Origin of the sequence: Corallococcus carmarthensis (assembly GCF_003611695.1) — a bacterium.
GTDB lineage: Bacteria > Myxococcota > Myxococcia > Myxococcales > Myxococcaceae > Corallococcus > Corallococcus carmarthensis.
In genome coordinates this window covers 1-20,137 of the sequence record NZ_RAWE01000099.1, presented here as the reverse complement: position 1 = coordinate 20,137, position 20,137 = coordinate 1, and the positions used below count along the sequence as shown (strand labels likewise).

The 20,137-nt window shown below is 71.8% G+C and carries 19 protein-coding genes; 14 read left to right on the top strand and 5 right to left on the bottom strand.

Annotated features, from left to right (window positions below; all coding sequences use genetic code 11):
- Positions 1–6 precede the first annotated feature (6 nt).
- Genes D7X32_RS45540 through D7X32_RS24470 form a run of 3 tightly spaced genes read left to right on the top strand, consistent with a single transcriptional unit; the run spans position 7 to position 3,695 of the window.
- Complete coding sequence (locus D7X32_RS45540) at positions 7–393, top strand: GPW/gp25 family protein (RefSeq protein ID WP_158625752.1); 387 nt, start codon at positions 7–9, stop codon at positions 391–393.
- The gene (locus D7X32_RS24475) at positions 390–2,024 is read left to right on the top strand and encodes a hypothetical protein (RefSeq protein WP_120604993.1); all 1,635 of its coding nucleotides are present in this window, start codon (positions 390–392) and stop codon (positions 2,022–2,024) included. Before D7X32_RS45540 ends, D7X32_RS24475 begins: the two co-directional genes overlap by 4 nt.
- 3 nt (positions 2,025–2,027) lie before the next feature.
- The gene (locus D7X32_RS24470; RefSeq protein WP_120604992.1) at positions 2,028–3,695 is read left to right on the top strand and encodes a type VI secretion system baseplate subunit TssF; all 1,668 of its coding nucleotides are present in this window, start codon (positions 2,028–2,030) and stop codon (positions 3,693–3,695) included.
- Between the two features lies 1 nt (position 3,696).
- Here the strand turns inward: D7X32_RS24470 and D7X32_RS24465 are convergent, their stop codons facing one another.
- From D7X32_RS24465 to D7X32_RS24445, 5 genes are all read right to left on the bottom strand, one after another.
- Complete coding sequence (locus D7X32_RS24465) at positions 3,697–4,083, bottom strand: DUF4280 domain-containing protein (RefSeq protein WP_120604991.1); 387 nt, start codon at positions 4,081–4,083, stop codon at positions 3,697–3,699.
- A complete protein-coding gene (locus D7X32_RS24460; protein ID WP_120604990.1) occupies positions 4,083–5,765 on the bottom strand; it encodes an AMP-binding protein in 1,683 nt (560 codons plus the stop codon). The genes D7X32_RS24465 and D7X32_RS24460 overlap by 1 nt, the downstream gene beginning before the upstream one ends.
- Positions 5,762–6,802: a hypothetical protein gene (locus tag D7X32_RS24455; protein WP_147450247.1), complete on the bottom strand. Its 1,041-nt coding sequence runs from the start codon at positions 6,800–6,802 to the stop codon at positions 5,762–5,764. The genes D7X32_RS24460 and D7X32_RS24455 overlap by 4 nt, the downstream gene beginning before the upstream one ends.
- 211 nt (positions 6,803–7,013) lie before the next feature.
- On the bottom strand, positions 7,014–9,332 hold the full coding sequence (locus tag D7X32_RS24450; RefSeq protein ID WP_158625751.1) for a PAS domain-containing sensor histidine kinase: 2,319 nt from the start codon (positions 9,330–9,332) through the stop codon (positions 7,014–7,016).
- 219 nt (positions 9,333–9,551) lie between these two features.
- A complete protein-coding gene (locus D7X32_RS24445; RefSeq protein WP_120604987.1) occupies positions 9,552–9,926 on the bottom strand; it encodes a DUF1622 domain-containing protein in 375 nt (124 codons plus the stop codon).
- Between the two features lie 272 nt (positions 9,927–10,198).
- Here D7X32_RS24445 and D7X32_RS24440 point away from each other — a divergent pair, with 272 nt between their 5' ends.
- From D7X32_RS24440 to D7X32_RS24390, 11 genes are all read left to right on the top strand, one after another.
- Positions 10,199–12,157 (top strand): hypothetical protein, encoded by a 1,959-nt coding sequence (locus D7X32_RS24440; protein WP_120604986.1) that lies wholly within the window; start codon positions 10,199–10,201, stop codon positions 12,155–12,157.
- 16 nt (positions 12,158–12,173) lie between these two features.
- Positions 12,174–14,495 (top strand): phage tail sheath subtilisin-like domain-containing protein, encoded by a 2,322-nt coding sequence (locus D7X32_RS24435; protein ID WP_158625750.1) that lies wholly within the window; start codon positions 12,174–12,176, stop codon positions 14,493–14,495.
- Entirely contained in the window at positions 14,495–15,058 is a 564-nt protein-coding gene (locus D7X32_RS24430) for a phage tail protein (RefSeq protein ID WP_120604984.1), read from the top strand. Before D7X32_RS24435 ends, D7X32_RS24430 begins: the two co-directional genes overlap by 1 nt.
- 24 nt (positions 15,059–15,082) lie before the next feature.
- Positions 15,083–15,574 carry a phage tail protein gene (locus D7X32_RS24425; RefSeq protein ID WP_120604983.1) on the top strand — a complete coding sequence of 164 codons (492 nt, stop codon included), beginning with the start codon at positions 15,083–15,085 and terminating at the stop codon, positions 15,572–15,574.
- Position 15,575: 1 nt separating this feature from the next.
- Entirely contained in the window at positions 15,576–16,451 is an 876-nt protein-coding gene (locus tag D7X32_RS24420; RefSeq protein WP_120604982.1) for a hypothetical protein, read from the top strand.
- 18 nt (positions 16,452–16,469) lie between these two features.
- A complete protein-coding gene (locus D7X32_RS24415) occupies positions 16,470–16,682 on the top strand; it encodes a hypothetical protein (protein WP_120604981.1) in 213 nt (70 codons plus the stop codon).
- The gene (locus D7X32_RS24410) at positions 16,679–17,407 is read left to right on the top strand and encodes a CIS tube protein (RefSeq protein ID WP_120604980.1); all 729 of its coding nucleotides are present in this window, start codon (positions 16,679–16,681) and stop codon (positions 17,405–17,407) included. The genes D7X32_RS24415 and D7X32_RS24410 overlap by 4 nt, the downstream gene beginning before the upstream one ends.
- Positions 17,408–17,414: 7 nt before the next feature.
- Positions 17,415–17,693, top strand: a complete 279-nt coding sequence (locus D7X32_RS24405) for a LysM peptidoglycan-binding domain-containing protein (RefSeq protein WP_120604979.1) — start codon at positions 17,415–17,417, stop codon at positions 17,691–17,693.
- Entirely contained in the window at positions 17,693–18,880 is a 1,188-nt protein-coding gene (locus D7X32_RS24400; RefSeq protein WP_120604978.1) for a phage late control D family protein, read from the top strand. Before D7X32_RS24405 ends, D7X32_RS24400 begins: the two co-directional genes overlap by 1 nt.
- Entirely contained in the window at positions 18,880–19,254 is a 375-nt protein-coding gene (locus D7X32_RS24395; protein WP_120604977.1) for a GPW/gp25 family protein, read from the top strand. Before D7X32_RS24400 ends, D7X32_RS24395 begins: the two co-directional genes overlap by 1 nt.
- Positions 19,251–20,137 (top strand): hypothetical protein (locus D7X32_RS24390; RefSeq protein WP_147450246.1); only part of this gene is annotated, 887 nt, incomplete at its 3' end. The genes D7X32_RS24395 and D7X32_RS24390, both read left to right, overlap by 4 nt.

The window sequence follows — 20,137 nt, the reverse complement described above, 5'->3', positions numbered from 1 at the left end:
GGGACCGTGGGCTTTCTGCACCGGAAGTTCCTGGGGGTGGTGGAGACGCCGCGCGAAGCGGTGCTCCGCAACCTGGGCCACCTGCTGCGGGCCAAGCGTGGCGCGGCCTCCGTGCTGCCGGGCTTCGGGCTCACGGAGACGGGCTTCCGCTCGGACGCGGAGCGCCTGGCGGGGCTGGGCCTGGAGATCCGCGAGACGCTCACCCGCTATGAGCCCCGCGTGGAGGTGGTGTCCATCGAGGAGGCGCCCGCGAAGGAAAGCGGCGCGCCCGGCCTGGTGGTGCACCTGCTGCTGCGTGACTCCCGTGAGCCCATGGACCTGCTGTTGGAGCCGGGCTCGCGCCGCCTGCGCGAACGGCCTCCGGAAGAGGCGCGGGGGGAGGACGAGCCATGAGGTTCACCGAACAGCTGAAGGTGTCGCTGCAGCTCAAGGCCGGGGACAAGGCCTTCACGCTGCCCGCGGGCAGCATCAAGCGCCTGTCGGTGAAGGCATGGTCCTACGGCTTCGAGGCCCAGGTGGAGTGGTGGGTGCTCTGCAAGGAGAGCGGGGACGAGGACACGCTCTTCACCCCCTTCACCGACACGAAGCCCCTGACCGCGACGCTGACCATTGACCGCCGCTACGGCGCGCAGGCGGAGGGGCGCGAGGGCGCGGAGGCCCTGCCGCTGAAGCTCATCGGACGGGTGGAGGATCGTCAGGTGCGTGAGCTCTCGCAGGCGAACGTGCAGAACGCTCCGGTGATGCAGCGCCGCTACCGCATCCGCCTGGTGGACCCCGCGGCGATGCTGTGGCGCCGCCACTTCCCCAGCGGGGTGTGGGTGCACCAGACGCTCCAGGCCGTCATCCAGGCGAACACGCCCGGGGGCCTGGACGTGGCCTACAAGTGGGAGGCGGCGCAGGTGAAGCAGTCCCTGCACGCGCTGGGGCTGGGCGCGGACGACGACTCGGGCGCGAGCTTCCTCGACTTCCTGCACTGGGTGCAGGCGCGCATGAACGCGGGCGTGTTCCTGGACTACGCGGAGGGGAAGTACACGCTCGCGGACGCGAAGCCGGAGGCTGGCGAGGCGCTGGTGCTCGCGCGGGATGAGGTGGAGGAGGTGGACCTGCGCTTCCCGGAGCCGCGCCGCGACGCGCTGTGGGTGCTCAACAGCTACGTGGACGCCGGCACGGCGCGCAAGAAGGTGGAGAACGCGGACGCGATCCCGGGCGTCCTCACCGAATGCCTGGTCACCTCTCCGCTGGAGGGCACGCTCACGGACCGGGAGGCGGTGGAGACGAAGCGCCAGCACCTGGAGGGGCCCGAGGTGCGGCTCACCTTCGCGCTCTACCCGCGCGTGGCCCTGGTGCTCAACGGGCTGTACACGCTGGGCAACGGCTTCAGCGAGCAGGCCGCGACGCACGGCAAGCAGTACCGGCTCCACACGCTGGAACTGGAGGCGCGCGCGGTGGGGGAGGACGCGGCGCACGACCCGGACAGCACGGCCAACGACTACCGGATGTCGCTGAAGGCCACGCTGGAGGAGGCCGCGGACCCCACCTTCCGGCGCCCCCACTTCCGGCCGCCGCGCTGGCCCTTCTTCGCGGAGGGACGGGTGGTCAGCGAGGAGGGCGCGGAAGCGGATCGCACCTATCAGATCCGCCAGGACGAGGAGACGTCCGTGGAGTCGTACCGGGTGAAGCTGCACCTGTGGAACAAGGAGGTGCGCATCCCCTATGAGCCGCACCAGCAGCCCGGGCACTTCTACTTCCCCGCGGACAAGGGGACGCGGGTGCTGGTGTCGCTGGGCTACCAGCACGCGCGCATGGATCGCTTCCTGGAATGGCGCCCCGGCGCGCGGCTCCCCAAGGAGTCGCAGGGCAACCACCTGCTGCTGGGCAAGACGGACAAGAGCGAGACGTCCATCCAGCACCTGTACCAGGACTCGAAGCCCATGCTGCGCATCCAGCGCACCCTGGAGAAGGACACCCAGCTCATCGAGGTCGCCGAAGGCCGGATGTACCTGCGCGTCCAGGAGGGGGAGTAGGCCATGCGGATGGATGAGGCGCTCTACGCGTCGTTCCTGGAGGAGCTCCAGGCGCTGGAGAAGTTCCGGCTGGGCTACACGGCGCTGCACCCGTCGGCGCCGCTGGATGGCGAGGACGCGGACGTGCGGCGGCTCACGGAGGCCATGGCCCTGTTCACCGCGCGCACGCGCCGGGCGGGCCAGCGGGCACTGGAGCGGAGCACGCTGCGGCTGTTCCAACAGCACTTCGCCTACCTGCTCAATCCCGAGCCCGCCATGGCCATGCTGCGCGCGGAGCCGGACGCGCGCTTCGTGGACGCCGCGGAGTTGCCCCGGGGCACGCCCTTCCTCCTCAACCCGGGCCCGGGTGGCGGCCCCACCGGTACGCTCGCCCTGCGCACGCTTTCGCCCATGCGGCTGTTGCCGGTGCGGCTCACCCAGGCGCGGCTGGAGCGCCAGGGGGATGACGGCGCGCTCTTGCGGCTCGTCTTCGAGGGCGGCTTTCCGCGCAACGACTCGCCGGGGGAGGTGCGGTTGCACATCAACCACCTCAACGACTTCCGCGCGTCGCTGGCCGTGTTCTTCCAGCTGAAGAGCGCCGTGCGCTCCGCCACCGTGTGTTTCGACGACGGGACGGTGGAGCACGAGGTGAAGCCCTTCGACGCGCGCTCAGGCCCGGTGCGCTTCGGCGCGCCCCGGCCGGTGGCGGCGGAAGCGGAGCCGTCCGAACACCCCCTGCAACGGCTGCGGCAGCTGCTGCACTTCCCGCAGCAGGAGCTGTTCCTGGAGGCCCGCATCCCTCCCGCGCCCCGCAACTGGCAGGGCTTCACCCTGAGCCTGCGCCTGGCGGGCCGCTGGCCGTCGGAGCTGGTGGTGGGGCCGGACTCGTTCGTGGCGCACGCGGTGCCGGTGGTGAACCTGCACCGCGCCATGGCGGCGCCCATGGAGCACGACGGCACGAAGGAGCGGCACGCGGTGCAGCACCCGGACCCGTCCATGGGCTTCCGGCTGAACACGGCCGTGGGCGTGTACCAGCTGGACGCGAAGGGCATGCTCCCCCTGCGCCCTGGCGCCATCTCCGGAGGCGCGGAGACATACGAGCTGGAGCACGAAGGCCAGGGCCTGGCGCGCACGTCGTGGCTGGCGCTGGACATGCCGGACGCGTTCCTGCGGCCGGTGCGGCTGGGCGTGGACGGCCTGTGGCACCAGCCGCTGCCGCCGCGCTTCGAGGCCCGGGGCTACCGGCCCGTGCTGGCGGACCGCTTCCTGGACGGCGTGCCCTGGAGCCTGGTGGGCGCGGTGGCGCCCGGCGGGGACAACCCGGTGGAGCACGGGCAGCAGGCGCTGTTGCAGCTCTTGGCGCTGCGCACGCAGCGGTTCCTGGGGCGCGAGGACCTGATGTTCCTCCTGGAGGTGCTGGGCGTGCGGGCGCAGCGGCACTTCCGGGAGCTGCTGCCGTCCCTCACGGAGGTGTCCGTGAAGTCCAAGCCCTTTGCCCGCAGCGCCGCGGGCTTCAAGTACGTGTACCAACTGGGCTTCGGGCCCATGGACGCGTCGCTGCTGCCGCTGGTGGATCTCCTGTGCGGCCGGCTGGTGGAGCTGCTCGCGGTCTGGAGCGCGGAGGACGTGGTGGAGCTGGAGGTGCGCCTGCCCCAGCGCGAGGCGCCCCTGCGCTACGTGCCCGTGCCGTGAGTCACTTCACCTGCATCTTCATCTGGCCGGCCACGTTGATCTTGATGATGCCGCCGTAGGCGCAGTTGCACATCGACTTGTCGGTGAGCGCCGGCTTGCCCTTGATCAGCACCGTGGGCGAGCCCGGCGCCCAGGGCGCGACGGTCACGGGCATGCACGGCATGGGGGTGAGGGCCCCCATGGCGGCGGCGGTGGCGGCGGCCACGGCGGGGTTGGCCAGGGACTGGCACATGCCGAAGGGCGGCACGTTCATGCCCGGGATGTTGTCCATGATGGTGGCCGCCGGCGCGGTGGCGTTCACCTGGTTCACGGGTGGCACCGACAGCGTGGACGGCGCCAGACCGAAGCTGCACTGGAGCAGGGCTCCCGACACGACCTGGATTCCCATCAGCGTGACTCCACCCGGGCGCGCAGTGACGTGAGCGCCTGGAACAGGGGGTCCCCCGACTTCAGCTTCAGGGAGCCCGTGAGGTACTGCGCACGGCACCACTCCTCGTCCACCGGCCCGTCCTGCTTCCCCTCCAGGCGCCGCGCGTGGAGCGCGAAGCGCTCGATGCGGTCCGGCAGCGCGTCCGGGCCCAGGGCCTGTTCGATGCGGCGGCGCACGTCCGCGTCGCTGACCTCCACGCCGGGGGGCAGGTCGCCGGTGAAGACGAGCAGCACGCTGCGATACGCGCCCGCCATGCCGCTCACCGGCACGGCCAGCCCCACCGCGTCCAGCGAGGGGCCGGGGGGCTCGCGCAGCACGTTGGCGGCCTCCGCGAAGAGGAACACCCGGCCCTCGCGCCGGGGCTCACGCGCGCCGAAGTGGTGGTACTGGCCGCGCACCCGCGTCAGGACGACGTGCGCGGGCGGCCGTCCGGCGTCGGGCAGCGGGGTGAAGAGGCCCGTGTCTCCCGCCGCGTCCTGCCCGCTGTCGGTGAAGTCGCGCAGCGCCCAGGCCCGGCCGGGCGCGGGCGCGATGTCCGTGTGCACGTCCAGCCCCACGCGCCGGTGCGAACACAGCACCGCGCCCCCCCACGCCGGGTCCACGCACACGTTGCCGCCGGGCACGCTGGACAGCCCGCTGGCCCTGAGCGCGTCGCGCCAGGCGTGGAAGTCGAACGGTGCCTGCGGGTCCCTGAACCAGAGGCCCACGTTCTTGAGCGGAAGACGCGCACGGGCCACCAGGTCCCGCATGGCGGGCGTGAGGCCCAGGGCGCGCAGCGGGTGCTCGGTGAGCAGGGCGGGGGAGACCTCCAGGTCCGCGGGCTCCACGTGCAGGTACGTCGCGCCGCGCAGGAGCGTGGTGAAGTACAGCGCCGGCAGGTGCTGGAGCGTGGCGAAGCCCGGCGCGGCCAGGTGGTCGCCAGGGGACAGGCCGAAGGTGAGCAGGCCATCCACCAGCGCGCTCCGCCAGGCGTCCCCGGCGGTGAGTGGGACGGGCACGTCGCTGGGGTCCGCCAGCGGAGAGAACAGCAGGCCCACCGGCTCCGAGGGCTTGTACGTGTACGACGCGAGCGCGGGCGGCACCTGCGTCTGCATCGGCAGGAGCAGCGCCGCGTGCTTGCCCAGCAGCGGCACCTGGTGCGGTTCGGCGGCGATGTGCTGGGGCGCGAGCGCGTCCAGCCGGCGTGCCACGAAGGCGCGGGCCCCGGGGGGCAGGAGGCTCACGCACGCGCCCAGGCCCAGCGCCGCGCACAGCGACACCATCAGCTCCGGGCCGGGGGGCAGCAGCAGACACAGCTTCGCGCCCGGCTTCACGCCCAGCCCCGCCCAGGCGGTGGCCCTCCGCGTGGCCTGCTCCTGGAGCTGGCGGTAGCTCAGCGTGCGCCAGCCCTGCGTGCGCGAGTATGTGCGCAGCGCGATGCGGTCCGTCGTGGCGTGGCGGGCCACCAGGTCGTGGAAGAAGTCGTGGTGCTGGCCGGTGCGGCTCTTGAAGGGCGTGCTCCTGCCAGCGTGGAGGGGGACGAGCGCGGCGGCGAAGCCGTCTGGATCCTCCCAGCTTCGCGCAAGCCATCCGGGCACGGTGTCCGGAGGCGGCTGGGTGCCGTCGAACGCGGCGAGCACGGTGCGCGGCTCGAAGGTCATGGCGGGGACGGCGGCGCGGGTTCGGGGGGAAGCAGCTCGCGGGTGGGCACCGGCTCCACGCGCGAATCCGGGACGTACTCCGGCCGGGTCTGGAACTCCTCCAGCCGCAGCTGGGGCACGGGCTCCGGGAGCACCTCCATCCGCGGAGGAGGCTCCTGGCGGAACGTCACGCCCAGGAGCACGCGGGCGATGGGCGTGCCCGGCGAGCGTCCCAGGCCGGGCCCGGCGAGCGCGTGGAGCTCCAGGCCCTCCGACAGCGGGATGCGCCCGCCGCCGAGCAGCTCCACCGCGGGCTGGTCCATGTCCGCCGCGAAGGCGGCCTTCACCGCCAGCTCGCCGCGCAGCCCCTGTCCGGCCGTCGTCACCCCGGCGCCCAGGCGCATCTCCAGGGCCTGTCCGCTGGCGCCCGGCGCGGAGAGCGGATTGCGCGAGCGCAGGAGCACGCCGGCCTCCAGCGTGGGCTTGAGGAACCCCACCTGCGTGCCCATGGCGGCCAGGGCGCGCACGCGCAGGCCCGAATCCCTGCCCAGCACCGCCGCGCTGCCAATGGGGAGGCCCACGCCCAGGTCCACGGAGAGGTCCACGGGGTGTTCGTCGCGCCGGGACAGCAGCCCCAGGCGCGCCTGCACCTCCGGAGTCCCCAGGCCCTGGGAGGCCAGCGGCGTCAGGCCCAGGGGGCCGGGATCATCTCCCTGCTGCCACAGCACCACGGGCACCTGCGCGCCCACCTCCAGCCACGGCAGCACCCCGTAGCTGCCCGCCAGGATGGAGGACGCGCGGTTGCGCACGGCCTCCAGGCGGCGTTCGCCGTTGAGGAGCACGAGCGGAAGCTGCTGGTACTGGCCCACGAGCCCCAGGCTCATGCCGCCGGGCACCAGCAGTTCGCCGTTGCGCATCACCGCGGTGCCCCGGCCGGGATTGATTTCCAGATGCTCCAATTCGAAGCCGGGCAGGGCGGATTGGGCCCAGACGGGCAGGGCGCTCAGCAGGACCGCGGCGGCGGCGCCGTGCGCTGTCAGGAATTTGGGCATGGGCATGATGGCGCTGTGGCCGCTTCTGGCGGGACGCGCTCCCCCGGCGGACATCATACCCAGACACGGGGGCGAAACATAGCCGTGCCCTCCGGAACGGATGAGCAGGGAATGGGTCGGGTCGACCCTGATGCATGGGGTTGGCGACCCGCCCGGTCCTGGCATTCCGGTGCCGCCCCTGGGTTCGAAGGTGGGTGGATGTCTGGTTTTGGTTGTATCAGGAGACCGGCAGCTCCACGATGAATGTCGCACCCTGTCCGGGCTGGCTCTCCGCGCGAAGGGTGCCCTGGTGGGCTTCGACAATCTGTCTGGTGATGAAGAGGCCCAATCCCAGACCTCCGTAATGCCGGGCCGACACGGCGCGGGTGAACTTCTCGAAGATGGCCTGGAGGCTCCCCGGCGCGATGCCGATGCCTTCATCCCTCACGATCAGCCGTGCCCGGCCCCGGCCCCGCTCCACCCGGAGCGTCACCGGGTGGCCCGTGCCGTACTTCAACGCGTTGGACAGCAGGCTGCTCGCCACCTGCTCCAGCCGGTGCCGGTCCCAGCGGCCCACCACGCCCGGGGGGGCTTCGACAATGAGCTCACAGCCCGCCTTCGCCGCCTGGTCCTTGAAGCGCTCCGCCACGTCGCGCACCACGCCCGCCAGGTCCACGTCCTCCAGCCGCAGCGGCGCGGCAGGGCCCGTGAGCTGCGTCACCTCCAGCAGGTCGTTGATGAGCGTGGTCATCTTCCGGATCTGCCCGGAGGCGGTCTCCGCTGTCTGCACCACGCGGTCCCGCAGCATCTCCAGCGTCTGGGCTGTCTGCGCGTCCCTCATCAGGGACTGGAGCTTGAGCTGCAACGGCGTCAGCGGCGTCTTCAATTCGTGCGACGCCACCGTCAGGAACTCGTCCCGCAGGCTCACCGCATGCTGCAACTGGGCCTGCGTCTTGCGCAGCTCCGTGACGTCCTGGAGCGCCAGCAGGACCACTGACGCATGCCCGTGCTGGGCCGGCAGGGGGGCCGCTTCCACCAGCAGGGAGTAGTGCCCGGTGGGCGTGTGCCAGATGACCGGCTCCCCATGCACCTGCGCACCCTTCACCGCCCGGACGCCTGGAATCTCATCCATGCTCAGCTCCCGGCCCGTTTCGTCCGTGAAGCGGTGCACGCCCGTGTAGGTTTCCGCCCGCAGGCCCCCGGGGAATTCGCCGCCGGCCATCTGCCGGGCCGCCTGGTTCGCGAAGGTGAGCCGGCCAGAGCGGGGCTCCACCAGGATCAGCGCCACCGGGGTCCGGTCCAGCACCGCCTCCAGCCACTGCTGCTGGTTCCTCAGTGACGCGGCCCACTCCTCCAACTTCTTCCGCGCCTCCACCCGCTCCGTCACGTCGATGGCGAAGGACAGCACGGAGTCCACCTGTCCACTCACGTCGCGCAACGGCTGGTAGACGACGTCGAACCGCCGCGTCGAATCCACCCCGTCACCCTTGAAGTCGGAAGTGACAGCGAGCTCCTGCTCGAGGATCGGCTCTCCACCGGTGTAGGCCTTTTCAATCATCCGGGAGTACTCGAGCCCCCGGGGGGTGGGGTAGTCCTTGACGGAGACGCCCAGCAGGTCCATGCCCCGCGAGAGCACCTTGTAGAGGGGATTCACAAGCGTGAAGACCTGCTGCTCGCCGGAGAGGATGGCGATGGACGCCGGGGCGCTCGTCAACACCGCGCGCAGCTTCGCGCGCTCGTTCTCGGCCCGGGCCTCCGCCTGCTTGCGCTCGGTGATGTCCTCCGCGGTGGACACCCATTCCCGGATGACGCCCTTGTCCCCGAACACGGGAACGGCCCGGCCCACGACGTCCCGGTATCCCCCGGCGCGGAAGCGCAGACGGAACTCGCCCTGGTAGGAGGTCTTCGTGCGCAGGGACTCCACCCAGCCCCGCACCACGCGCTTGCGGTCTTCGGGGTGGATGGCGGACAGCCAGCCCAGCCCCAGGTGCTCCGCGTGCGTCTGACCGGTGAAGTCCAGCCATCGCGGCGCGGGCTCCACCACCTCGCCCCGGGCGTTGGTGGTCCACACCGGCTGCGCCATGGCCTCCACCAGCGAGCGGTAGCGCTGCTCGCTGGCCTGGAGCGCTTCGTGGGCCCTGCGCTGCTCGGTGACCTCCACCACGATGACGCCGATGCCCAGCAGCACGCCCGGGGCCGTGCGCACCGGGTAGTAGCTGACGAGGAAGTGGCGCTCCACGCCCATCTCCTTGGACGTGGCGCCTACCACCTCCACCGTCTGGGAGGCTCCCCCTTCCAGGATGCGCTGGTACTGGGGGCGGAGCGTGGGCCACATCTCCGGGACGATCTCCTGCACCTTGCGCCCCAGGTGGGCCGCGCGCGGGAGGCCGTTCATGGCGGCGAGCGCATCGTTGACCTGGACGAAGCGCTGCTCCATGTCCACCACCGCGAGCCCCACCGGCGTGCTCGCCACCAGCGTCTCGAGGAGCAGCCGGGAATGCGCGTCGGCGAGGGCCGCGGTGGCCTCCGGGTCGAAGCTTGCGCTGGGACTCTCCACGCGCGCCTCCTGTGGCCCCGACACATCCCGGCGAGCTTGGAGGCAGGGCCCCGTGACGCCGCCTCCCACCATGGAAGGGGCCTGACCTGGAGGGTGTGCATCCCCGCCCCCTGAGGGCAATCCGCGCCCGCCCGGAAGCGCAGCCGCTGTCTGGCTGGCACCCAATGACAGACAGGCCAGGGAGCGGGGCCCCGCTTCGTGGACACCCCTCCGGGGGAATCACGGCCGTGGGGGACCGGTCCCGTCCTTGTCGCGGGGGGGCGACTGCCAGGGCCAGCGCCCGTCGATCTCCACCTCCAGCGTGAAGCTGAGGAAGGTCCGGATGAGGACGATGAGGCCCAGGATGAGCACCTGTCCCATCGTGGGGGCCTCCGCGACCGTGCGGATGATGTCCGCCGCCACCAGCAGCTCCAATCCCAACAGGATGGCGCGGCCCAGGTAGTGGCGCAGCTGACGGTAGGCATTCGCCCGCTTCGGGCCTCGTGCGTCCCGGACCACGAACGCCACGGAGGCCAAGGCGCCCACCACCATCGCCCCCACGCCCGTGGCCTCGAACAGGCGTGCGGCCAGGTCCACGAAGTCCGCGAATCGCATCCGCCACTCTCCTGCCTGGGAAGATGGATTGCGGCGCGGTGGACAACCACTGATTCCTACCCACCCCGTAGGGCGACACCTGCGTCTGGATTGATACACGTTCAGTCAAAGACTGACGCTTGTCTGGTGTTGACGCCGGTTGAGTTCCTGGTTCATTGTCGCCGCCCTTCGCGTGGAGCCTGCGAGGGACAGGCGTTCCGCGGGGTGGCGGGGGGTGCCGTGACGCAGCAGCTTGAAATCAGACATGAAGCTGCCCTGGAGGGTTGTTTCGCGTGATTCGCGAGATCCTCAGCGGACTGCTGTGGCAGGGCCGGATGGCCTTGCGCAGCGGCGACGTGCGCGTCTTCGCCGCGCATGGCTACGTGGATGAGGGCTACCGGCCGTCGCGCGTGCCGTTCCTCTCCGTCGTTGGCCCGTTGGGCCTCTTCCCCGAACCCGAGCGCGAGAACGGCCGCACCGGCGTCGCCACCGTCCGCGTCCCGGGCCACCTCATCGGCAGGCCTCGGGCGCCCGCGGACAGCGTGCCCCCCAATGGCTCGCTCAAGCTGCGCCTGGATGGCCGCGCCACCGTCACGCTCACGGGCCTGCCGGGAGGCTCGTTCGCCTCCGCTGGCACCGGCCCCGCGCTCGCCGCCGCCATCCATGCGCGACTGGAGGACGCGCTCACCGGAGGCCTCTTCCAGGAGCCCACGGGCGCGCCGCTCACGGATCCCCTGCTGCTGGAGGCGCTCGCCGCCGTCACCGCGCGCTGGGACGTGGAGGGAGGCCGGCTCGCGATCAGCTCCGACCCGGGCATTGCTTCGATGGAGTTCCGCTCCAGCGTGGAGGTGTTGCCGGTCGCCGGCAGCATCGCGGGGCCCCTGGGGCTGGAGCCTCCGGAGCGCGCCCAGGAGGGGAGGGTGTTCCTGAGCAAGCTGCGCGCGCCCAGGGCCATGGCCATCGACGTGCAGGTGGACCTGTGGGCGGGCTCGCAGGTGGACCTGGCGTCCATCATGGACACGGTGGCGCTCTCCATCCCCACGCGCGGGCAGATGGTCTTGCGCCCGTCGCTCCTGGCGGAGGACGTCCCCAACGGCGCCACGACGCTCCGCCTCCTGCCGCAGGGTGAGCCCACCACGCTCCTGTCCCTGGTGCACCTGGAGGCCAGTGATCAGAACCTGGAGCGCGCGCGCGGCGGACGCGTGGACCTGACGCCGGGCGCGTCCTTCCTGCCTGCCTCAGAGGGCCTGCGCCTGTCCGGCACCGGCACCGCCTCCGTCCTCGTCCATCCCACACCCTCCGTGCCGGATCCGTTCCACGCCGAAAATCCGGCCCCGGAGGGACTGGCGCTGTCGCTGGGGCTGCGGGTCGCTTCCGGCGCGGTGGCCGGACAGGCGGTTCCGGTGGCCGTGCTGCTGGCGCAGGCGCAGCCGGTGCTGCGGCTCGTCGTCCGCTACGAACAGGTGGGCACCCGGCTCATGGGCGAGGTGGTGGCCACCGCGACGCTGGCCCAGGGAGCCGGCACGCAGGTCGCGGAGACGCGCTGGCGTCTTCCCGTGGAGCGGCTGGAGGCCGGCGTGGTGCTGCACGCGCGGTTGGAGGCGGGGGAGGGTGTGGTGTGGCTGTCGGCGGACGGGACGCCGCAGCCGCTCCAGGACGTGGAGGCCACGCCCGCGCCGCCTGTCGCAGCGCCAGGGGTCACCGTCGCCGGGAGCGACATGGTGCTCACGCTGGGGGCGCAGACGGGCACGCCGCTGGACTTCACCGTGGACCACCTGCACCTGGTGGCGGAGCCGGTGGGGCCGTTGGATCCCGCGCTGCGCCGCTCCGTCACCGCGGCCTCCCGCCTCAAGCCCGGCGACGTGGTGGTGCTGGGCGCGAGCGAGGACGGCTACCGCGTGGGCAAGCAGCGCTTCCAGGCGCTGGTGCTGGGGCTGGACGGCGACGGGGTGACGCTCAGCAAGCCCGTGGAGGGCGTCTGGGCGCGGGGCCGCACGCTCGTGTTCCAGGAGGAGTGCTTCTTCTTCCAGACCCAGCTGCGCCGCCGCGACGACCTCTTGAACCACCTGTACCGCTGCTGCGTGGACTACCGCGTCTCCGCGCTGATGGACGAGCCGAACGCGCGCCCCACGGCCCGCCTCGTCGACAAGCCGCAGGTGGACCTCATCGCGCGCGGTGCCTCGCGGGGCGCCAGCGGCCACCCGGGAACTTCCGTCACCGAAGTCGATACCGCCAGGCGCGGGACCATCTGAAACCAGGAGGATGAACGTGGCTGAGCGATTGCATCCGGGCGTCTATGTCGAAGAGATCAGTGCCGGTGCGCGCCCCATCGAAGGGGTGGGCACGTCCACGGCGGCGTTCGTCGGCCGCACGGCGCGCGGCATCCCGGGCCTGGCCTGGTTCGTCACCGGCTTCGCCGAGTACGAGCGCGCCTTCGGAGGCCACGAGCCCGGCGAGGCGGGCCTGGTCGCGCAGGCGGTGGAGGCCTTCTTCGATTCCGGCGGACGGCGCGCCTACGTCGTGCGCGTGCTGCCCTCCGATGCGCTGGCTGGCGAGTCCGCGCCCGTGGCCTCGCGCGCGGGCGGCGGCCTCAACGCCCTCACGCTCCTGGCACGCGGCGCGGGGGCGTGGTCCGACTCCCTCCGCGTCCAGTTGGGCGACTCCATCAACTTCCCCGGCGAGGCGTTCCGCGTGGAGGTCACCTGGACGGAGGCGGGGGCCACGCGCCGCCTGGAGACGTTCGAGGACGTGCGCATGGATCCGTCCAGCGAGGACTACGCCGGCGACCGCATCAACGACATCTCCCGCTACATCCGCGTGCGCGATGAGTTCCAGGTGCGGCTGGCCGCGCAGCCGCCCGGCTCGGTGCTCGTCCCCGGCGTGCCGCCGAAGCTCAAGGCCGCGGTGCTGTCCGGCACGAAGTACAGCCTCTATGACGGCGGCAAGCTCCAGCTCTCCACCTGGGACGAGGCCCAGCCGGACCTGCCCCGCACGACGCTGGACGTGCTCATCACCCAGGCCCTGGTGGTGGCCGCGGTGCCGGCCGCCACGTTCGCCAACGGCCGCACGCAGCTGGACGCCACCCAACTCAAGGCCTTCCTCACCCAGGCCGTCACCGCCGCGGGGCTCACCAACACGTTCGTCATCAGCGGCGCGGACTCGCCGGAGATTTCGCTGAAGGTGGCCACCGGGCCCACGCTCACCATCCCCAAGCCCACGGGGGCGACGTACGACCTGGATCCGGAGGACGCGAAGGTCACCGTGGGCCCGCCGGGCGCGACCACGGTGGTGCCCATCCCCATCCTCGCGGCGAACGCTGGCGCGGTGACGCCCGCGGAGCTGAACCACTCGCTGGCGGTGGCGCTCGCGGGCAAGGTCGCGTCGGTGGTGACGGACTCGCAGGGCAACACCGTCATCACGGGCCTGGCCACGGCGGCGGGCACGTCCACGCTGTCGCTCTCCGCCACCGGCTTCACCGGCACCGCCGCCGCCGGCACGGCGGGCCTGGGCTCGGAGACCTTCGACGGGCTCCAGCTGGCCATCAGCGAAACGCTCCAGCCCACGGTGCCCACCATGCTCCGGCAGCTGGGTTTCGCGCCGCGCTCCCGGGGCTACTCCGATGACTCGCCCGCGAACCCCGCCGTGCGTCCGGCGGTGGTGACGAACGTGCGGCTGCTGGGGGGCGACGACGGCACCGGCCTCCTGGACACGTCCGACTTCGCGGGGGACGCGGCGTCGCGCACGGGCCTGCACGCGCTGGACACCGAGGAGGTCAACATCGTGGCGCTGCCGGGCAAGAACGAGGTGTCGTTCATCGCCGCGGGCATCGCGTACTGCGACAACCGGGGGGACTGCTTCTTCCTCGCGGACGGCCCCGGCGGCGTGGACAAGGACTTCGCCGTCGTTCCGGATGACGCCAAGCAGTTCGTGGAGGGGTTGCCTTCGCGCTCGAAGAACTCGGCCATGTTCTACCCGTGGATCCGCGTGGCGGACCCCGTGGGTGTGGGCCGCAACCCCACGCGGCTGGTGCCTCCGTCCGGCCACGTGGCGGGCCTCTTCGCCCGCACGGACACCACGCGCGGCGTGTGGAAGGCGCCCGCCGGCATCGAGGCATCCCTCTCCGACGCGCTGGGCCTCCAGTACCCGGTCATCGACAAGGAGCAGGACCTGCTCAACCCGGTGAGCCTCAACTGCCTGCGCCAGTTCCCCGGCGTGGGGCTGGTGTCGTGGGGCTCGCGCACGCTGTCGCCGGATCCGGAGTGGCGTTACATCCCGGTGCGCCGCACGGCGCTCTTCCTCAAGGAGTCCCTGCGGCGCGGCCTGATGTGGGCGGTGTTCGAACCCAACGACGAGGAGCTGTGGGGCCGCATCCGCGTCTCCATCGAGTCCTTCATGCTGGGGCTGTTCCGGCAGGGCGCCTTCCAGGGCAGCACGCCCGAGGAGGCCTTCAGCGTCGTCTGCGACCGGAGCACCAACCCGCAGGAGAACGTGGACGCGGGCATCGTCACCGCGCAGGTGGCCTTCGCGCCGCTGAAGCCCGCGGAGTTCGTGGTCATCGAAATCAGCCAGAAGAGCCTGCTGGCGGCCTGATGCCCACGCCCGTCCCCGCCAACGCCCGCAACCCGCTGCGGACCTTCCAGTTCCGGCTCCGGATGAGCACGTCCGCGGCCGGCGAGTACGTGGCGGGCGTGCGCACCGTGTCCGGCCTGACCGTCAGCGTCGGCGCCTATGAGACCTGGGAGGGCGGCAACAACCTGCACCGCTACGCGCAGCCCCACAAGGTGAACTGGGAGCCGCTCTTGCTGGAGCAGGGGCTGGCGTTGGACGACACGTTGGAGCGCTGGGCGCGCGCGGTGCTGGAGTTCGCGCGCACCGGCAAGGCGCCCGGCGAGCCGGTGAAGCGCGACCTCTTCATCGACCTGTGGGACGCCTACGCGCACCCCACGGACGTGCCCACGCCCGGAGGCATGGAGGCGCGCATCCGCAGCTTCCACGTGCACAACGCGTGGGTGAGCAAGTTCCACGCCCTGCCCAAGCTGGACGCCATGGCGGGGGAGGTGGCGCTGCTGTCGCTGGAGCTCACCCACGAGGGCTGGGAGCCGGTGCCCCGGCCTGTCCTGTCCAAGCCCTCGGCCACCATCCCGACGCCCTGACGTCCCCATTCGAGGAGTAACGCCATGCCCCGATTCGTCGAATCCACGAAGCGCGACCCGTACCGCAACTTCAACTTCCGCGTGCTCTTCAACAACATCGAGGTGGCCGCGTGCCGGAAGATTTCCGGCCTCACCGGCACCGTGGAGGTGGTGAAGTTCCGCTCCGGCAACAGCCCGTCCTCCGTGGACGAGCTGTCCCCGGGCCGCGTGCACTACGAGCCCTTCACGCTGGAGGCGGGCCTCACCCAGGACACGACGTTCCGGGACTGGGCCACGCAGCTCATCCGCCACGAGGCCACGCCCGGCTTCCGCTCCGCCGAACCGGACTACCGCCGCACGGTGGAGATCCTCGTCTACGACCTGGACTTCAACCGCGCGGTGAAGAAGTTCGTGCTGCGCAACGCGTGGGTCTCGAAGTTCACCGCGATGTCGGAGCTCGCCGCGGAGGCGAACGAGATCCTCATCGAGACCCTGGAGATCCAACACGAGGGCTTCACGCTGGAGCCGGTGGTCTGACGTGCTCCTCGAACCCTCCACGCCGGTGCTGCTGCCGCACGGCCTCTTCGACGAGGACGGCCGCTGTCACCGCCAGGGCGAGCTGCGCCCGCTCACCGGCCGCGAGGAGTGGGCGCTGGCCCAGGCCGGCGAGCGTCCCGGCCCGCGCGCGTTGAGCACGTTGCTCGCGGCGTGCCTGGGACGGCTGGGGGACTACCCGCGCGTGGACGCGGAGCTGGCGGCCTGCCTCACGCGTGGAGACCGGCACCACCTGGCGCTGCACCTGCGGGCCCGGATGTACGGGGACCGGATGACGCTGGTGGCGCGGTGTCCCGTGCCCCGGTGCGAGGCGATGGCGGACGTGGACGTGCGGCTCTCCGCGCTGTCGCCGGAGCGGCCCGTGGATGCGCCGGAGGTGCTCAGCGTGGCGCTGCCGGAGGGGCGGGCGGAGGTGCGCGAGCCGACGGGCGAGGACGACGCGCTGCTCGCGGAAGCGCAGGGCACCCGGGCGGAGCGGGCCGCGCTGCTGTGGTCCCGGTTGGTGGTGGTGGACGGGCAGGCGCTGTCGCCTTCCGCGTGGCTGGCGCTGCCCACGCGCTCGCGGCACGCGGTGGCGCTGACGCTGGCGGAGGGCTCGTCCGCTCCGGACCTGGGGCTCCTGGCGCGCTGTCCGAAGTGCTCCGCGTGGTTGGAGCTGGAGCTGGATCCGTTCGCGCTGCTGGCGCGCGAGCTGCGCGGTGGAGCGGCGCGGCTGGAGACGGAGGTGCACGTCCTGGCCTTCCACTACCACTGGTCGGAGGCGGACATCCTGGCCCTGCCGCGGGCGCGGCGGTGGCGCTACCTGGAGCTGCTTCGCAACGAGCTGGAAGGCCGTCCGCTGGTGGATGGCTGGAGCTGACGAAGGAGGACGCACGCCATGGCCCCACCCCCGGTGCAAGGACAGGTTGGACTCACCCGCCGCGAGCTGGAGCGTGAGCTCGCGTGGATGCTGCGCAGCGTGCCGGAGAACCCCAAGGAGTTCATCAAGCTGTTCACCCAGACGGTGGTGACGCTGATGGACAAGAACAACGAAGCCATCGCCCGGAGCCTCGCCCAGCGCGAGTCGCCCGGCGCCCGGGGCAATGGATGACGCGCAACCTGGACCCGACGCTCATCGCGTTCGACCAGCAGCTCCAGAAGGGCATGCTGGTGACGCTCCCGCAGACGGCCGACGACAAGACGGCCGAGCCGTCCGTGCGCGCGCTGCGCTTCCAGTACAACCCGGAGACGGTGACGCGCACGCGCGCGGGCCAGTGGGAGACGAAGCCCGGCAAGACGCCCGAGCAGACCAAGGTCCTCACCGACGGCCAGCGCGGCGGAGGCCTGCACGCCAAGAGCGAGACCATTGCCCTCAAGCTCGTCTTCGACGTGACGGAGGCGCTCTTGCGCGACACGAAGGGGGAGGGCACCCAGGGCGTGCTGCCGGAGCTGGCCATCCTGGAAGGCATGGCGCTGGGCAAGGACCAGACGGGCGAGGAGGAGAAGAAGCCCGCCACGAAGCTGGTGTCGCTCAACCCCACGGAGCTGCTCCTGATGCTGGGGCCGCGCACGTTCCCGGTGGTCATCACCGGGATGACCATCGTGGAGCAGCGGTTCGACCCGGCGCTGTACCCGCTGCGCGCGGAGGTGGACCTGCGCATGCGCATCCTGGAGGTGGGGGAGAACGCGGCGAACAACAAGGTGGCGCAGGCGTTCGCCAACCTGCGCGACCAGCGCTTGCGGATGGAGGACCTGGCGGCGGTGAAGGGCGCGGATGCGAGCACCCTCATCGCGCAGGCCCTGGCGCCCCAGGTGAAGCTCAACGGAGCGAGCTGAAGCGGCCATGAGCGACCCTTCCTCGCGACACAAGGACCTGCCGACGTACGCGGTGCCGCTGGGCCCGGAGGGCGCCACGGTGTCGCTGTATGTGCCTCGCGTGGCGCCGTGCGTGCCCACGTCCCTCTTGCACAAGGTGGTGGCGGGGGACCGGCTGGATCTGCTCGCGCAGCGCTACTTCAGCGACCCGTTCCAGGCGTGGCGCATCGTGGACGCCAACCCCACGTTCGAGCCCGAGGCGCTTCTGGAGCCGGGCACGGTGCTGCTCATTCCGGAGAAGCCCTGATGGCGGAGCAACGCGCGGCGTTCCTCCAGCTCTGGATTGACGGGCAGCCCGTGACGGACGCCCGGAGCCGGGTGTCGCGCCTGGAGGTGGACGAGCGCACCGACGACGCGTCGTCCTTCCACCTGTCCCTGGACATGGCGCCCACGGACTCGGGGGACTGGGACGCGCTGGCGGACGGGCGCTTCGCGCTGCTCAAGCGCGTCACCATCAGCTTCGGACTGGGCGCTCCGGACAGCGAGGCGCCGGACGTGCAGGACGTGGTGTTCGACGGCTACATCACCGCGGTGGAGCCGTACTTCGGCCCGTCGCGGGTGCCGGACTCGTCGCTGGAGGTGTACGGGCTGGACGCGTCGTGCCTGATGCACCTGGAGGAGCGAACGCGGTCGTTCAGCGGGCTGTCCGACGCGGGCATCGTGCGGCAGCTGTACGGCGAATATGGCTTCGCGGTGGACGTGCAGGACACGGCGCCGGTGCGCGACCCGGCGCGGGCGGTGGTGCTCCAGCGCGGCACGGATGCGTCGCTCATCCGGTGGCTCGCGCGGCGCAACGGCTACGAGGCCTTCGTGGAGCGCAAGCAGGGGCCGGTGGCCGCGGGCGCCAACGCCGCGCCGGAGTGCGTGGGCCACTTCCACCTGCCGCGTCCGGACGGCCCGAAGCAGCCGGACCTGTCGCTCATTCCGCGCTCCACGCCGTCGGTCATCGAGCTCAAGGCGCGTTGGGAGAGCCACCGGCCCACGGAGCTGCATGGCGAGCACATCGACGAGCGCACGCGGCGGATCCGCTCCTCCACGGTGACGGCGCCGCGCTTTCCCCGCATGGGGACGACGGGCCGCGCGGACATCCTCAAGGCGCGCATGGCGGCGGTGCTGCCCAAGCGGCCCCAGACGAAGGCGGTGGGCTTGCAGTACGTGGACGTGCCGCACGACGTGCCGGAGGTGGAGAACCTGGCGTGGTCGGACTACCGCGAGGCGGACTGGCTGGCGGAGGCGAACGGCACGGTGCAGGGGCTGCGGTACGAGCGCATCCTCCGCGCCCGGCGTCCGGTGGGGCTCGTGGGCGCGGGCAAGTTGATGGATGGCACCTGGTACGTGCGGGGCGCGCGGCACCGCTGGGTGTGGGCGGAGGCGCTGGCCCGCTACGAGGTGGACGTGGACCTCGCGCGCGACGCGCTCAACGGGGTGGCGTGATGGGGCGCGGCCTGCACTTCCCCTTCCAGTTGGGAGACCTGGGAACGCCTCGCACGGTGGGGCCCTCGCAGGTCATCCGGCAGCAGCTGGAGCAGCTGCTCTTCACGCTGCCCGGCGAGCGCGTGAACCGGCCGCGCTTCGGGTGCGGTGTGCAGCGGATGGTGTTCGGAGCCGCGAGCCCGGAGGCCGCCGCGGCCGCTGAGTACATCATCCGCCTCAACGTGCAGGAGTTCATGCGCGACCAGGTGCGCCTGGACGCGGTGAAGGTGAGCGCCGAGGACGCGACGCTCTACGTGGACATCCTCTACACGCTGCTGGCGACGGGCGAGGAGAACGCGGAGCTGTTCCGCCGCGACCTGGAGGCGCCGCCGTGAGCGTGCGTGTCCTGACCTTGCCGCTGGAGGCTTCGCTCGCGGAGGCACAGGCCGCGTTGCAGACCACGCCGCCGGGCGAGGTGGAGTGGGTGCTGCCCGTGGGCGAGGGCGTGCTCTCCACGGACTCCGTCATCGGCACGCCCGTGCACGCGCTGCGGCTCACGGGCGGTCCGGGTGTGACGCTGCGGCTCGATGGCGGTTCGCTCGAAGTCACGGGACTTGTCACCGGCGTGTCGGGCGTGACGGTGGTGGCGGTGGACGCTGGGTTGATCCTCCTGGGGGCGCGAGTGGAGGTGTCGGACGTCACGGTGCGCGCCACCGCGTCGGGCGACTGCGCGGCGCTGAGCGTGGAGACGCCGGATGGCATGGTGGTCATCGATTCGCTCACGGTCGCGGTGGCGAGGGGTGAAGAGGCGACGGGGCTCCGGCTCCTGGCGACGGAGGCTCGGGTCACGGGCCTGTCCGTGGGAGCCGTGGAGGCCTCGGTGGGCGAGGCCTTCGGCGTGCGTGCGGTCTGTCAACGCTCTCAGTGGGCGGACGTGACGGTGCGGGACGTCTCGGGCGTGGGAGCGGGCGTGGGCATGGAGCTGGCGGGCTTCTCTCGCGCCGACCTGTCCGGGGTCACGGTGTCGAAGGTGTCAGGTGGGAACGCGACCGGTGCCCGGGTGCTGGTGGCTCGGGAGGAGGGCGAGGGCCTGTCCGCGGTGGACGTGTCCGTGAGCGACGTGAAGGCGCTGGGGACGGAGTGGAGCGTCGGGCTCGTGGCGGCTTCGGCGGGCGCGTTGCAGGTGCGCGGCTTCACCGTGCAGCGGGTGCAGGGGGCGTTCGCGCTGGGCCTGCTCGCGCTGGTCGCCGTGGGAGTGCACGCGGCGGCGGACACGTT

Excerpts from the sequence above, each read along its gene's own strand:
- D7X32_RS24430 (WP_120604984.1), top strand. The coding sequence starts at position 14,495 with ATGCCCACGCCCGTCCCCGCCAACGCCCGCAACCCGCTGCGGACCTTC.
- D7X32_RS24460 (WP_120604990.1), bottom strand. The coding sequence starts at position 5,765 with ATGACCTTCGAGCCGCGCACCGTGCTCGCCGCGTTCGACGGCACCCAG.
- D7X32_RS24410 (WP_120604980.1), top strand. The coding sequence starts at position 16,679 with ATGACGCGCAACCTGGACCCGACGCTCATCGCGTTCGACCAGCAGCTC.
- D7X32_RS24415 (WP_120604981.1), top strand. The coding sequence starts at position 16,470 with ATGGCCCCACCCCCGGTGCAAGGACAGGTTGGACTCACCCGCCGCGAG.
- D7X32_RS24470 (WP_120604992.1), top strand. The coding sequence starts at position 2,028 with ATGCGGATGGATGAGGCGCTCTACGCGTCGTTCCTGGAGGAGCTCCAG.
- D7X32_RS24455 (WP_147450247.1), bottom strand. The coding sequence starts at position 6,802 with ATGCCCATGCCCAAATTCCTGACAGCGCACGGCGCCGCCGCCGCGGTC.
- D7X32_RS24475 (WP_120604993.1), top strand. The coding sequence starts at position 390 with ATGAGGTTCACCGAACAGCTGAAGGTGTCGCTGCAGCTCAAGGCCGGG.
- D7X32_RS24395 (WP_120604977.1), top strand. The coding sequence starts at position 18,880 with ATGGGGCGCGGCCTGCACTTCCCCTTCCAGTTGGGAGACCTGGGAACG.
- D7X32_RS24405 (WP_120604979.1), top strand. The coding sequence starts at position 17,415 with ATGAGCGACCCTTCCTCGCGACACAAGGACCTGCCGACGTACGCGGTG.
- D7X32_RS24400 (WP_120604978.1), top strand. The coding sequence starts at position 17,693 with ATGGCGGAGCAACGCGCGGCGTTCCTCCAGCTCTGGATTGACGGGCAG.
- D7X32_RS24425 (WP_120604983.1), top strand. The coding sequence starts at position 15,083 with ATGCCCCGATTCGTCGAATCCACGAAGCGCGACCCGTACCGCAACTTC.
- D7X32_RS24465 (WP_120604991.1), bottom strand. The coding sequence starts at position 4,083 with ATGGGAATCCAGGTCGTGTCGGGAGCCCTGCTCCAGTGCAGCTTCGGT.
- D7X32_RS24445 (WP_120604987.1), bottom strand. The coding sequence starts at position 9,926 with ATGCGATTCGCGGACTTCGTGGACCTGGCCGCACGCCTGTTCGAGGCC.